This window comes from Phenylobacterium sp., assembly GCF_041913825.1.
Taxonomy (GTDB): domain Bacteria; phylum Pseudomonadota; class Alphaproteobacteria; order Caulobacterales; family Caulobacteraceae; genus Phenylobacterium.
This window is the reverse complement of sequence record NZ_JAYSEO010000009.1, coordinates 70,864-84,464: the sequence shown is the minus strand read 5'-3', so window position 1 is coordinate 84,464 and position 13,601 is coordinate 70,864. Positions and strand designations below refer to the sequence as shown.

Here is a 13,601-nt window from a genome sequence, read left to right as displayed (position 1 = left end):
TCAGCCGTCGGAATATCTGCTCACAGATCAGCGTTCCGCCTTCTGGCGGTCCACCATCGCCTTGACGTCGGCCAGCAGCGCCTTGGCGTCGTAGGCGACGCCGCGGACCACCGTCCACTTCACGCCGCCGACGGTCTCGATCCGATTGTCCGCGCTCAGCCGCTGGTGGCCGGTTCCGTAGAGCGTCTTGAAGTTCTGCAACGGGTTCTCCGGCACGATGACCAGGTCGGCGCTGAGGCCGGGCCGCACGACGCCGAACGAGATCGGCTCGCCCTTCGGCTCGGCGAGCGTCCGCGCGCCGTTGATGGTGGCGGCCTGGATCACCTCCAGCGGGGAGAAGCCGGCTTCCTGCAGCAGCTCCAGCTCCTCGATGTAGGCGAAGCCGTACAGCTTCCAGATGAAGCCGCTGTCGGAGCCGGTGGTCACCCGCCCGCCGATGTTCTTGTAGTCGTTCACCAGCCGCAGGTAGCGGTCGTAGAACCGCTTCCACGCCACCTCGTTGGCGGTCGTCCAGTCGAAGAAGTAGCTGCCGTGGTTGTCGCGGGTGGAGACGAAGTAGGCCCGGAGGCTCGGCAGGGTGTAGTCTGCGTGCCAGTCGGCGTTGCGGGCCCGCATCAGGTCGCGGGAGGCCGCATAGATGTTGAAGGTCGGGTCGAAGGTGACGCCGTTGGCCTTCTGCGCCTCGAGGTAGGCGACCCACTGCGGCGAGCCCGGCTCGGCCATCTCGTCCCAGATCTCGGCGACCTGCCCGAACCGCTTCTGCTCGTCGTAGTAGTTGTAGTCGGCCGGGTAGTCCTGCAGCCGCCGCTCCTTCAGCAGGGCCTCGGAGTGGCCGTAGAAGTGGGTGACGGTCCCCAGCCCCGCCTTGCCGAAGCCCAGCGCGTTCAGCTCGGCGACGCCGGGCTGGGAGATGTGCGCCACCGTGCCCAGGCCCTGCGCCTTGGCCTCGGCCAGCGCGCCCAGGATCACTTCCGGCGTCTCGTCGTCGCGATTGAAGAACTTGATCCCGTCGACGCCATTGCGGGCCGCCCAGCGGACCCAGGCTCGCGCCTTCTCGGCGCTGTCGACGCGGCCCTGCGACCAGCCGGCGCCGAGCGTCTGGTAGTTGTAGATGCGCGGGGCGACGATCTCGCCCCGGGCCGCGCGCGCCTTTTCGGACACGGCCTGGGCGTGGGGCGCCAGCGGCACGCCGCGGACGGTTGTCACGCCGTGCGCCAGCCAGAGCTTGTAGACGTACTCAAGGTCCGGGGCCTTGGCGGGCGTTCCGGCGTGGGCGTGCACGTCCACGAACCCCGGCAGGACGTACATGCCGGTGGCGTCGATCTCGTGGTCGACGTCGCGCGGGGGCCGGTTCGCCGCGAGCTTCAGACCCGGCCAGCCCGCCTGGCGGACTTCGGCGATCCGGTCGCCCTCGATGACGATGTCCACCGGTCCGCGGGGCGGCGCGCCCGTCCCGTCGATCAACGTCGCGCCGCGGATCACCATCCGGCGGAACGGGCCGAGGCCCTCGCCCGGCCGTCGGGCCGGCGCGGGCCGGAGCTCCGCGGCGGCCGATGTCGGGGCCTGGGCCCGGGCCGCCGGCGGCGCCGTCGCCGCCACCAGCACGGCGCTCACCGCCGCCAGGATCAGACCTGTGGTTCTCATCGCCCGCCCCCTCTGCGCCTCCGGCCCCGTATCACACCCCGCCCGCGCCGCGGCAACCGGCCGGCGTCTAGCCGCCGGGTCGATAGGTCCGCGCCACGTGGCCCCGGAGCTCGTCGGGGTAGAAGTAGACGGGTCGCAGGTCGCCGCGCGTGTAGCGGAGCGCCTGGTCATTGAAATGCGGCGACAGCGGATCGCCGCTCTCCCCGCCGGCGCTGATCGCCCGAGCGCGCACCCGCGGCCCGAACTCCACGACGGCCACGAAGCTGTTGCCGCTGCTGCCGTAGTAGCGCCGGGTCCCCTCGTACCGGCGCGCGCCGAACGAGGCCAGCGAGCCCCACTGGGCGGAGGTGAAGGGGGTCGGCAGGCTCGGGGCGGCGTCGTCGAACTTGGGCGTGATGTCGCCGGTCAGCCGCTGGAAGCGGTTGATCTCCCCCCAGGGCGTGCGCCAGTCGCCGAAGTCCTGGCGCAGCCGGGCCACCGCGGCGTCGAGGGCGGCCAGTCGCTGCTCGGCCGTCGCGTGCTCGGCCATGTAGTCGAGGTTCGACTGTCCTGCGGCCTTGGCGGCCGGCGCGACCGCGTCCCACAGCGCCTCGCCCCAGAACACCGCAAGCGAGGTCTCGACGGATTGCGCCGACCAGCGCCGGTCCCACTGGCGCAGTGCGGCCACAGGCTCGGCCAGCGCGGCGCGGCGCGGATCGCCCGCAGGAAGCGCGTCATAGGCAGCGGCGAGGCCTGGCAGCAGCCGCTCGAACGCCGGCAGCCAGGGATCGTAGGCGGCGTCGATCAGGCCCTGGACGGTGAAATCCGTCCGGTCCTGAAGCACCTTCAGGGCATGCGGCGTGCGGGCGTTCTGGCCCACCTGGTCGAAATAGGCCGGGAAGGCCGTGCGCTCGAATCGCCCCGCTCCCGCCGCCCACCAGGGGCCGTCGTTGGCGTTGTAGACCCAGCCGTTCGGCGGGTTGGCCACGTTCGGCGTGGTGTCGGGCGCATGCACGCCCTGCCAGTCCGTGGCGGGGTCGGAACCGTCCACCGGCCGCGTGTAGTCGAACCGCCCGTCCCGCCGGGGCAGGAACTGCGGCATCAGAAAAGCCACGTTGCCGCGGCTGTCGGCGAAGAGGGTGTTGTTGGAGGAGTTCGCCGCCAGTTCCGAGACCTTCATGAAGCCGGCCAGGTCGCGGACCTTGGTGCGTTCGAAGGACTGGCGCAGCGCCTCCACCGGCCGGTGCATCAGGGCGGTAGCGATCCACTTGCCGCCCTCGGCCCGGACGATGGGCCCATGGTGGGTGCGGTAGACGGTGAAGTTGCGGCTCGCGCGGCCGCCGTCCGCGGTCCGGTACGGGATGACGATCTGCGACACCGCCACGGGCCGCGCCTCGGCGCCGTAGCGGTAGAACGGCCGCCCGTCGCGCTCGACGATCGTCTCGGCGAACTCGTCCACCGCGTCCATGGACGAGGTGGTGTGCATCCACCCCGCGTTGGCGTTGAAGCCCTGGTAGATGAAGAACTGACCCCAGGTCACCGCGCCGTAGGCGTCCAGCCCCTCGTCGCTGGTCATCTGCAGCTCGGAGCGGAAGTAGAACGAGGTGTGCGGGTTGATCAGCAGCAGCGCCCGTCCGTCGGCGGTCCGGGACGGGGCGATGGCGATGCCGTTGGAGCCGGTGGGCTCGGGGAACCGCTCCTGCGCCGCCGGATCGAGCCCCGCGGTGCGCGTTTCTCCGTAGAAGGCGGCGAGGCCCTCCAGTGAGACCTTCGAAATGTCCCCGCCGATGCTGCCCTCCGAGAAGGACAGCGCCATCCAAGGCTCGAAGCGCGCGATCACCTGGGGGCGGACCTTCGGATGGGTGGCCAGGTAGTAGTTGAGCCCGTCCGCCCAGGCCTGCATCAGCCGCTTCAGCGAGGCCGGCGCGCCTTCGTAGCGGCGGCGCAGGTCGTCGTGGTCGACGAACAGCCGCTGGCGGAGATCGCGCCAGATCGCCGCCTCGCCCTCCGCCTCCGCCGCGCGCCCCAGGCTGGCCAGATAGTTGGCCTCGATGCGCGGGAAGTCGTCCTCGGCCTGGGCATAGATCATGCCGAACACCGCGTCGGCGTCGGTGCGGCCGCGCACGTGGGCGATGCCCCAGTCGTCGCGGACGATGCGGACCTTGGCGGCCTGCCGCTGCAGCCGCGCGAGATCCTGCGGCTCGGCCTGCGCAGGAAGCGCCAGGCCCGCGGCCAGCGCCAGGGCGAGGAGGAGGGACGGAGCGCGACGCACGATGCGGGACCTCTTCGGAAGCGGGCGACCTGCCCGGCGCCGGGACCGAAGCTTCGGCGGCGGCTCGGAGGCGAGAGTCTGACATCCTGGCCATACCTCCCCTCGCCCGTCCGGTGAAGGTCAGGTAGGCGCGCGGACTTGCCGGGTTCTGCGCTAGAGTCCGGCGCCAGGAGGCGACGATGCCCAGGCGAAGGGAAATCCTGTTCTGGCGGCGGACGGATGTCCCGGGCCTGGAGCGCCTGAGCCTGGAGGTCGGGCCGGAGGGCGTGCGCGCCGAGGCGAGCGTCCTCTGCGCCGAGGACGGCGGCTTCCGGATCGACCATCGCTGGACCCTGACACCGGACTGGCGGGCGCTGACGCTCGAGGTGGAGCGGTGGGGCGCCGCCGGACGCCAGGCCTTGCGCGTGGAGCGGACGCGCGGCGGCTGGCTCGTGGATGGGGCCCGGCGGCCGGATCTGGACGGCGCGGAGGAGCCGGACCTGTCGATCACGCCCTTCTGCAACACCTTTCCCATCCGGCGGACGCCCGAAGCGCCTGGCGCGAGCGTGACGCTGGAGACCTGCTACGTCGACGCCGCGGTCATGGCGGTGGCCCGGTCGCGCCAGCGCTACGACAGGCTCGGGGCCCGCCGCCTGCGCTACGTGGACCTCGGCCACTCGGCCGGCTTCGAGGCCGACCTTGAGGTGGACGACGAAGGTCTCGTCCTGCGCTACGAGCACCTCTTCGAGCGGGTGGCGCCGACCTGAGCGCGCTGGCCGCGCGCACGGCTCGTGGTGACCTGCTCCGGGGGATGGGCTAGTTTGACGGCCCGGCGCCCCGGCGCCGACGACGTTTCCGACGAGGTGAGATGCCCAAGCGCGCCGCGACCGCCGAAACTCCTCCGGTCGAGCTCGACGCCCGCGCCATCCCCTCGCAGAGCCGCGCCCGCAACACCTTCGAGGCGGTTCTGACGACGGCCGGGGAGCTGCTGGGCGAGGTCGGGTTCGAGCGGCTTTCGACCAATCTCGTGTGCGAACGCGCGGGGATGACCCCGCCGGCGCTCTATCGCTACTTCCCCAACAAGTACGCGATCCTCAGCGAGCTGGCGCGCCGGCTCATGGAGGCGCAGGACGAGGCGGTGTTCGCCTGGGTCCAGGCCGGCGGCCTGCAGGCGTCGAGCCTGCAGGAGACGGTCGAGAAGAATGCCCGCCTGCAGCAGCAGGTGAACGAGATCACCCGGCGGAGCCCCGGCGGGGTGTGGATCATGCGGGCGCTGCGGGCCGTGCCGCTGCTGCGCGACATCCGCATCGAGTCCCGGAACAAGGTCGCCGCGCACATCAGCGCCCGGCTCACCACCACCTATCCCCACGTGCCGGAGGCGGAGCTGTTCCGCGCCGCCACGCTGACCACCGAGATGATGTACGCCGCCACCGAGATGGTGCTCGAGGAGCCGGCCGAGGACGAAGCGCGGATCAACGAGGACGTCTGCTGGATGGTGGTCCTCCACTACCAGCGGCTGGCCGACCGCTACGCCAAAGCCCGCTAGGCCGGGACCACCGTCCGGCGCGCCATCACCGCCGTCACTCCGACGATCAGGGTGAGCGCCAGGACAAGGCAGGCTGCGGCCAGCCTCATCGCGCCGCCGGCGTCGGTGTCGCCCACCAGCAAGGAGGCCGCGAGCGGCCCCGCGCTGCTGCCGAGGAGTTGCGCCGCGCCGAGCTGCATGGCGGCGCGCCGGCTGGGATCGATCGCGATCAGCAGCACGGTGTGGAACGGCAGCACGAACAGCCAGAGGAAGCCGAACACCGCCACCAGGCCGATGAACGCCGGGCCCGCCGGATGCGCGGACAGGGCCGCCACCAGCCCAAGGTTGATCACGCCGGCGCCGATCAGCACCGGGCCGGCCGGGAGACGGTCGCCGGCCACCGTCGCGACGAGACCGCCGAGAACCTGCATGGCGAGCGCCGCGGCCACGGCGTCGTGCGCCCGCGCCGGCGGCAATCCGGCGGCGGCCGCGAGCGGCTCGAGATAGACCCAGATCGCCACGATGAAGGCCATGTAGAGGAAGACCGCCGCCAGACCTGCCCAGGCGAGCGGCGAGAAGCCGCCGCCGCGGCCCTCGGGCCTGGGCAGCGGGGCGTAGCCGCGGGGCGCCCCGAGCGCCGCGCCGGCCGCCGTCACCGAGATCGCCGCCAGGGCCACGAGCGCGCCGTCGACGCCCCAGGCCGCCATCACCGTGCGCGGCAGGACCGCCGCCAGCAGGAGCTGCGCGAGGGTCTGGACGGTGACGAACACCCCTGCCTGCCGCTCCGGCCGCGCGGACCGGGAGATCATGCCGACCGTCGACCAGAGCATCACCCCGGCGAACAGGCCGGTGGCCGCCCTCACGCCGATCAGCGCCCCGTCGGCAACCCAGAGGGTCGCGAGGTTGCACAGCGCATGGGCCACGGCCGCGAGAGCCAGCTTCGTCCGCAGGGCGGTGGGACGCAGGAGCGCGGCCGAGCCGCCGCAGGCGAGGCCGAGGGCGAGAAGCTCGACCGTGGCCGCCGGCCCGATGCCGGAGACGGAGAGCCGCCCCGCCTCGACCAACCCGCCCAGCACCACCGGCTGCAGGCCGGCGATCAGCAGGGCGACGACGCCGATGTAGAGGACCGGCAGGTTCAGCGGCTGCGGCGTGCGCAGCGGCTCGGCCCGCGCGCTCACGCCTTCTGCCCGTAGGCGCGGAACTGGACCATGATCTCCGCCATCTGATCGTCGGAGAGCAGGTTCGGCCCGCCGATCGCCAGGCAGCCCCAGTAGACCGCCGCCTGCTCCTCGATCTCCTCCGCGATGAGCAGCGCATGGTTCAGGCTGGGAGCCACGGCGATCTGACCGTGGTTGGCCATCAGGGCCGCGTTGCGCCCGTCCAGCGCCTCCACCACTGCGTCGGCGAGCGCCTCCGAGCCGAACGTCGCATAGGGCGCAACGGGCACGCTCGCGCCGCCGCTGACGCCGACCATGTAGTGCACGGCGGGGATCGGCCGTCCGGCGCAGGCGAGGATTGTCGCGTGCCGCGAATGGCAGTGGACCACCGCGCCCACGTCCGCGCGGCGGCGCAGGATCTGCATGTGCATCCGCCACTCGCTCGACGGCTTCAACTGTCCCTCGACCACGCCGCCGTCGGCCGCCACCAGGACGATCGACTCCGGCGTCAGGCGCTCGGGCGGAACGCCGCTCGGCGTCACCAGCATGCCGTCGCCGCAACGGGCCGAGACATTCCCGGAGGTGCCGCGGTTGAGGCCGCGGGCGTCCATCGCCTGCATGACCTCAACGATCCGGACCCTGAGCTTGGCTTCGTCCGGCGAGACCATCAGGCCGCGTCCTTCAGGGTCATGGTCGTCATCGCCTCCAGCACCCCCTCGTAGCTCTCCAGCCGACCCAGCGTGGCCAGCCCCTGGGCCACCAGCGCGGCGACCGCAGTGGCGAACCGCGCCGCCTCCAGGGGGGCGAGCCCCCTGTCCAGCGCCGCGATGAAGCCTGCGCAGTAGGAGTCGCCGCAGCTCGTGGTGTCCAGCGGGGTGATGTCGTAGGCCGGCAGGGCATTGCGCTCGCTCCCGAGAGCGACATAGGACCCCGCGCCGCCATTCTTGATGAGCACGGCTGCGGCGCCCAGGCCGAGGAAGAAGCTCGCGGCGGCCTCCAGGCTGTCGGTCTTCGACAGGGCGAAGGCCTCGCTGACGCTCGGCATGAAGTAGTCCACGTGCGGCAGCAGGCGCTCCAGCTCGGCGAGCGCGCTGGGCTGGGGCGAAATCAGGTCGCAGGTGACGGTGGCTCCGCCGGCCTTGGCGGCCTGCACCACGGCGAGTCCCGGCCCGCCGTCGGCGCCGGGCCCCCCGATGGCCGCGTAGTGCAGGAAGCGGCAGTCGCCGGCGGCGGCGATCACCGCCTCGTCCGTCGGCGCGAAGAGGCCCGCGCCTAGGGCGTGGAAGTTCGGCCGCCGGCCGTGGGAGTCGATGGTGAGCACGGTGGCCGAAGTGGGGTAGCCGTCCAGCACCGCCAGGAGGCTGGTGTCGATCCCCTGCTCCTCCAGGCCCATGCGCACGACGCGCCCCATGAAGTCGGCGCCGATTCCGCCGGCCAGCCGCGTCTTCACGCCCAGGCGTGCGGCGACCATGGCTGCGCCCGCCGCGGTGCCGGCGGGGGCGACGGCGATGCCATCCACCAGCCGCGTGCCCTCGCCCACCGGCAGGGCGTCGATGGGGCGGGCCACCATGTCCAGCGTGGTCAGCCCAATCGCGAGGAGCCCCTGGCCCATGTCACCCCCTGATGAAGTCCGGTTGATTTGTACCTGCGCAGCGATAAGCTAGTCAAAACTATCTTTTTTGCAGGGGCACCCATGGGCTGGACGAACAGCATGAACAAGGCGCTGACCGAACGCGCCCAGGCGGTGATTCCCATGGGCATGTACGGGCACCAGTCCGTGCTCCTGCTGCCGGAGGACTATCCGCAGTTCTTCCGCCGCGCGGAAGGCGCCTACCTGTGGGACGTGGACGGCAACCGCTACCTCGACTTCCTCTGCGGCTACGGCCCCAACCTGTTCGGCTACGGCGACCGGGAGATCGACGACGCCTACGTCGAGCGGATGCGCCAGGGCGACACCATGACCGGTCCGGGCGAGGCCATGGTCGAACTCGCCGAGGCCATGGTGGGCATGGTCGGCCACGCCGACTGGGCGATGTTCTGCAAGAACGGCACGGACGCCACGACCATGGCGCTGATGATCGCCCGCAACCACACCGGCAAGAATACGATCGTGCTGGCGCGGGGCGCCTACCACGGGGCTGCGCCCTGGTGCACGCCGCTGAAGAAGGGCGTCGCTCCGGGAGACCGGGCGAACCAGGTGTTCTACGACTACAACGACGTCGAGAGCCTCGAGGCCGCGGTGCGAGAGGCCGGCGACGATCTGGCGGCGATCTTCGCCTCCCCCATCAAGCACGACACCTTCGTCGACCAGGAGTTGCCCGATCCGGAGTACGCCCGCCGCGCCCGCGAGCTCTGCGACGAGCACGGCGCGCTGCTGATCGTGGACGACGTGCGCGCCGGGTTCCGGCTGGCGCGGGACTCGAGCTGGTCGCTGGTCGGGGTGAAGCCCGACCTGTCGAGCTGGGGCAAGGCGATCGCCAACGGCCACCCGATCTCGGCCCTGCTGGGCGCCGACGTCTGCCGGATGGCTGCGGCGACCATCTACGCCACCGGCTCCTTCTGGTTCTCGGCCGCGCCCATGGCGGCGGCGCTGAAGACCCTGGCCCGCATCCGCGACACCGACTACCTGGAGCGCACCCGCGCGCTCGGCCAGCGCCTGCGCGACGGGCTGGACGAGAGCGCCGCCCGTCACGGGCTGGCGCTGCGCCAGACCGGCCCGGCCGAACTGCCGCTGATCATGGTCGACGACGATCCGACGCTGGCCAAAGGCTACTTCTGGAACGAGGCGCTGATGAAGCGCGGCGTCTACTTCCACCCCTGGCACAACATGTTCATGTGCGCCGCGATGACCGAGGGCGACATCGACTTCGCCATCGAGGCGGCGGACGACGCGTTCAAGCTGCTGAAGGCCGCCGGGCCGCTGGAGGCGCCCCAGAAGCTCGCCTTCATGAACCAGATGCTCGACCACTAGGCCCGGCGCGCACGCCTCAGCCGTCCGCGCCCGGCCGACTCACACCGAAGCGCCGCAGCACGTTGTGGGTGATGGTTTGCACGAACGGGTCGCCGGCGCCCAGGCCGTGCGCCCATTCCGTCGTGCCGCTGTTGAACACCTCCCCCTTGCCGCGCCGGAAGCTCGCCAGCACCGCATGCCCCCGCAGCACCTTCTGCTGGGCCTCGGGGCTGGCGTCGCCGAACATCACTTCGGCGATCACGTCCAGCTTCTCGGGCGGGATGATCGGATTGTAGCCGCGCCCCGCCTCCTCGCCGAAGGCGCAGGGCGCGATGCCGATGATCTCGAGGCTCTCGGGAACGCCCAGCGTCGGGATCGCCCGCGGCAGGCCATCGTCGCCGAACTGGAAGCGGCAGCCATCGCTCTCGTAGCCGATCAGCGGCAGGTCCGCGCCCAGGAGGTCGCCGTAGAACAGGTCCGTCCCCTCCAGCGCCCAATGGCGGTCGTCGTAGACGGTGAAGCCGCCCTGCCCTCGCGCGACGCACATGCCCAGCCGGTGGTAGCCGGCGAAGACGAAGCTGAGGCCGGTGATCTCCGCTTCCGGCTTGGCGAAGGCCGGGTGGGACCACAGGTGCGTGGCCTGCGCCGGCGCCACGTCCTCGGCCTCGAAGCCCTTCCACTTATGGCAGACGTAGGTCCTGCCCTCGTCCTCCCAGCGAACCTTCCAGAAGCAGGTGTTGCCCGAGAGGATCGCGGCGTTGCCGCCCTCGTCGACGAAGCGTTCGACCTGCTCGCGCTCGCCCGCCGACCAGTACTCGCTGTGGCCCACGAACAGCACCGCCGCATAACCGGTCAGCAGGTCGGGCTCGACCTCCAGGTCGTAGTCGGTGGCGTAGTCCAGCACGTAGCCTTCCGCCTCCGCCCAAGCGACGAAGACGTGCTCCCACTTGTGCAGGAAGCCGGCCGACCCGTCGTAGGGCGACGCCCGGTGCTTCACCATCCACGCGTGGTCCGAGGCCCACGGCCGCTCGCGGAAGCCACGCTTGCGCAGGTTCACGAGCCTGGGGGCGTCAGCGGGCGGGGCGACGATCAGGGGCGGGAACGGGCGCTGGGTCGACAGCACCCCGATCGCCTCGCCCATCGCCTGGGCGAAGGGGACCTCCCCGCTCATCAGGCCGGTCACGTTCGAATAGGCGTTCGCCCCGCCCCAGTAGTTGTAGGACTGGTAGGTGTTGGTCGCCAGGACCAGAAGGGCGGTGGCGCGGCGCTGGCCCGCCGGCGGCTTCACGCAGACGAAGTGGTGGGTCTCCTCGCCGGCCGCATCGGTGAGCACGATGTCGTAGTACCCTGAGGCCCAGTCGGCGCCGACCTGCACCTCGAGCGCGGCCGGCCAGCCGCAGCCGTCCCGGTCGGCGTTCGGCGGCGTCGGGTGATCGCCCACCGCCACGCCGTCCAGGCGCAGCACCTCCGTCCGCTCCCTCCCGACGCGGGCGATGGTCAGGCGGCAGGGGCCCTGCGCGGCGGTCGCGTGGAGCGTGAATGTCTCGCCCGGGCGGACGCTGAGGCGATCGGTGTAGCAGGCAGGCATCGTCGGCTCCCTCTGAACCCCACAAGCGTGGGCGTTTGCTTCGTCCTCAAGCTGGGCGTCTCCGGCGCCCCAGCGGTCCGCGTATTGCTCCGCCGCGCGTCACCGCTCCGGACCGGCGCCGCAAAATCGTGCTCCCCGCGCACGGCGCAGAGACGAGCGGTCCACGAACATCGCTTTTCATAGCTTTTACTATCGTATACCCGTTGTCGCAAACACGACAGGAAGGGGATGTCCATGAGAGCGAAACTGCTTGTGAGCTGCGCGGCCTTCGCGCTGAGCGCCGGGGCCGCCGTGGCCCAGGAGGGCGGCGAGTTCGCGGTCGAGGAAGTGGTGGTCACGGCGCAGAAGCGCAGCGAGAACCTGCAGGACGTCCCCGTGTCGGTGACCGCGCTGTCGGGCGACGCCCTGGTCGACCGAGGCGTCAGCAACGTCACCGGGCTCAACAACCTGGCGCCCGGCCTGCGGGTCAGCAGCGGCGACGCCGCCGCAAACCCGAAGATCTTCATCCGCGGCGTGGGCCTCAGCGACTTCAACCCCAATTCGTCGAGCGGCGTCGGCATCTACGTGGACGGCGTCTACGTCAGCTCGCCGCTGGCCCAGATGGCGGGCTTCTTCGACATCGGCCAGATCGAGATCCTCCGCGGACCGCAGGGCACGCTCTATGGCCGCAACACCAACGGCGGGGCGGTCAACGTCGCCACGAAGCGGCCGACCCGCACCTTCTCGGCCGAAGCCTCGGCCGAGTACGCAACCTACGACGCGGTCAATCTGAGCGGCGCTGTGAGCGGTCCGGTGATCCAGGACGTGCTGTCGGTCCGCGCCGCGGGCCAGGTCGTGAAGGACGACGGCTACACCTACAACCGGGTGACCGGGAACGACCTCAACGACACGGACTACTGGGCGGTTCGCCTATCGGCGCTTTACACCCCACGGGAGGACGTCGAGGCGCTGTTCCAGGTGAACCGCTTCGTCAACCGCGGCGACGCCACCCAGCCGCAGCATCGCGCCCTCTTCCCGCTCACGCCCGCTGCGGCCGGCCCCGACGGCTTCTGCGCGCCAGGCTTCTACGGCTCCGGCCAGTGCGGCGACGCCTTCGGCTACGCCGACCTGGACAACGACGACCGGGCCACGGCGGCGAACCAGGAGGGCAAGGACAAGATCGACCTCTTCGGCGCCTCGGCCCAGGTGACCTGGGATCTCGGCCCGATCTCCCTCGTCTCCGTGACAGCCTACTCCTGGGCGCATCGCAACGCGTTCGAGAACACCGACTCCAGCCCGAACCGGATGATCGAGATCAACTATCTCGCCCGGCAGCGGCAGTTCACCCAGGAGCTTCGCCTGCAGTCGAACAGCGGTCCCGACGCCCCGCTCAACTGGGTGCTCGGCGGCTACTACATGGACGAGACGGTGAAGGACGCCTCCACTCAGGACGTCCTCGGCGACCTGCGCCCGCTGTTCCCGGACGGCTTCAGCCTCGCCGACAGCGTGGCGGCGTTCAGCTATCCCTACACCCAGAAGACCAAGAGCTACGCGGTGTTCGGACAGGCCGACTATCGCCTCACTGAGCGCCTCGTGGGCACGGTCGGCCTGCGCTACTCGGCCGACGACAAATCCTTCGACTACCGCAGCCAGGCGGAGGGCGGGCTGATCGTCCTGCTCACCTCCAACCAGGACAAGACCTTCTCGGCCTGGTCCGGCCGCCTGGGCCTGCGCTACGAGGTCAGCGACGACCTCAACATCTATGCGACCTACAACCGGGGCTTCAAAAGCGGCGGCTTCTTCGGCGGTCTGGCGACCACGCCCGAGGAGCTCATCCCCTATGACAACGAGCAGCTCGACGCCTATGAGGTCGGACTGAAGTCGGAGCTGTTCGACCGCCGGCTGCGGCTCAACCTCTCGGCCTTCTACTACGACTACAAGGACCAGCAGGTCTTCGCCCAGGCGCTCCGCAACGGCCTGACCGTGCTGGTGCTGGACAACGCCGCGAACTCGGAGGTCTACGGCGCCGAGATCGAGGCCACCGCCCGCCTCAGCCAGAACCTGAGCGTCGACGCGGGCCTGTCGCTGCTGGACGCCAAGTACGGCGAGTATTTCTCGGAAGGCGATGACTTCACCGGCAACCGCCTCCCGCAGTCGCCTAAGTTGACCTTCAACGCCGCGGCCAACTACGTCCGCCCCTTGGCCTGGGGCGGCGACGTGGTGGCCACCGTGGACGCCGCCTACTCGTCGAAGATCTACTTCGACAACTCCAACGCCGAACGGCTCTCGCAGGACGGGGTCTGGGTGTTCGGCGCACAGGCGGGCTGGCGGGCGCCCGGCGGCAAGCTGGAGGCCGGCGTCTTCGCGCGCAACCTGTTCGACGAGACCTACGCCGTCGCGATCTCGAACATCGACAGCCTCGGGGTCGATCTGGTCACCCTGAACCGGCCGCGCAGCCTCGGGGCCTATCTGCGCTATCGATACTAACGGACAGGCGTCGCCGTCGGGCAGGCTCCCGGCGGCGACGC

General features: G+C 70.9%; 10 protein-coding genes. 4 read left to right on the top strand and 6 right to left on the bottom strand.

Translation table 11 applies throughout. The features are described 5' to 3' along the window. Window positions 1-27: 27 nt before the first annotated feature. Window positions 28-1,644 (bottom strand): amidohydrolase family protein, encoded by a 1,617-nt coding sequence (locus ACE3Q8_RS09240; RefSeq protein WP_374469982.1) that lies wholly within the window; start codon window positions 1,642-1,644, stop codon window positions 28-30. A 67-nt stretch (window positions 1,645-1,711) separates the two neighbouring features. Continuing rightward, window positions 1,712-3,895, bottom strand: a complete 2,184-nt coding sequence (locus tag ACE3Q8_RS09235; protein WP_374469981.1) for a penicillin acylase family protein — start codon at window positions 3,893-3,895, stop codon at window positions 1,712-1,714. Between the two features lie 179 nt (window positions 3,896-4,074). Here ACE3Q8_RS09235 and ACE3Q8_RS09230 point away from each other — a divergent pair, with 179 nt between their 5' ends. Further along, window positions 4,075-4,641 (top strand): putative glycolipid-binding domain-containing protein, encoded by a 567-nt coding sequence (locus tag ACE3Q8_RS09230; RefSeq protein ID WP_374469980.1) that lies wholly within the window; start codon window positions 4,075-4,077, stop codon window positions 4,639-4,641. A gap of 101 nt (window positions 4,642-4,742) precedes the next feature. Then, entirely contained in the window at window positions 4,743-5,420 is a 678-nt protein-coding gene (locus tag ACE3Q8_RS09225) for a TetR/AcrR family transcriptional regulator (RefSeq protein ID WP_374469979.1), read from the top strand. On the opposite strand, the gene ACE3Q8_RS09220 is transcribed toward ACE3Q8_RS09225, so the two are convergent. The 3 genes from ACE3Q8_RS09220 to ACE3Q8_RS09210 are packed head-to-tail and all read right to left on the bottom strand — an operon-like array spanning window position 5,417 to window position 8,168. Next, the gene (locus ACE3Q8_RS09220; protein ID WP_374469978.1) at window positions 5,417-6,577 is read right to left on the bottom strand and encodes an MFS transporter; all 1,161 of its coding nucleotides are present in this window, start codon (window positions 6,575-6,577) and stop codon (window positions 5,417-5,419) included. The two genes, ACE3Q8_RS09225 and ACE3Q8_RS09220, sit on opposite strands and share 4 nt — an antisense overlap. Beyond that, on the bottom strand, window positions 6,574-7,224 hold the full coding sequence (locus ACE3Q8_RS09215; protein WP_374469977.1) for a class II aldolase/adducin family protein: 651 nt from the start codon (window positions 7,222-7,224) through the stop codon (window positions 6,574-6,576). The genes ACE3Q8_RS09220 and ACE3Q8_RS09215 overlap by 4 nt, the downstream gene beginning before the upstream one ends. After that, on the bottom strand, window positions 7,224-8,168 hold the full coding sequence (locus tag ACE3Q8_RS09210) for a carbohydrate kinase family protein (protein WP_374469976.1): 945 nt from the start codon (window positions 8,166-8,168) through the stop codon (window positions 7,224-7,226). Before ACE3Q8_RS09210 ends, ACE3Q8_RS09215 begins: the two co-directional genes overlap by 1 nt. 81 nt (window positions 8,169-8,249) lie before the next feature. Here ACE3Q8_RS09210 and ACE3Q8_RS09205 point away from each other — a divergent pair, with 81 nt between their 5' ends. Continuing rightward, window positions 8,250-9,527: an aminotransferase class III-fold pyridoxal phosphate-dependent enzyme gene (locus ACE3Q8_RS09205; protein WP_374469975.1), complete on the top strand. Its 1,278-nt coding sequence runs from the start codon at window positions 8,250-8,252 to the stop codon at window positions 9,525-9,527. A 16-nt stretch (window positions 9,528-9,543) separates the two neighbouring features. Here the strand turns inward: ACE3Q8_RS09205 and ACE3Q8_RS09200 are convergent, their stop codons facing one another. Further along, entirely contained in the window at window positions 9,544-11,094 is a 1,551-nt protein-coding gene (locus tag ACE3Q8_RS09200) for a N,N-dimethylformamidase beta subunit family domain-containing protein (protein WP_374469974.1), read from the bottom strand. A 234-nt stretch (window positions 11,095-11,328) separates the two neighbouring features. On the opposite strand from ACE3Q8_RS09200, the gene ACE3Q8_RS09195 reads away from it, so the two are divergent. Next, complete coding sequence (locus ACE3Q8_RS09195; protein WP_374469973.1) at window positions 11,329-13,560, top strand: TonB-dependent receptor; 2,232 nt, start codon at window positions 11,329-11,331, stop codon at window positions 13,558-13,560. Window positions 13,561-13,601: the final 41 nt, after the last annotated feature.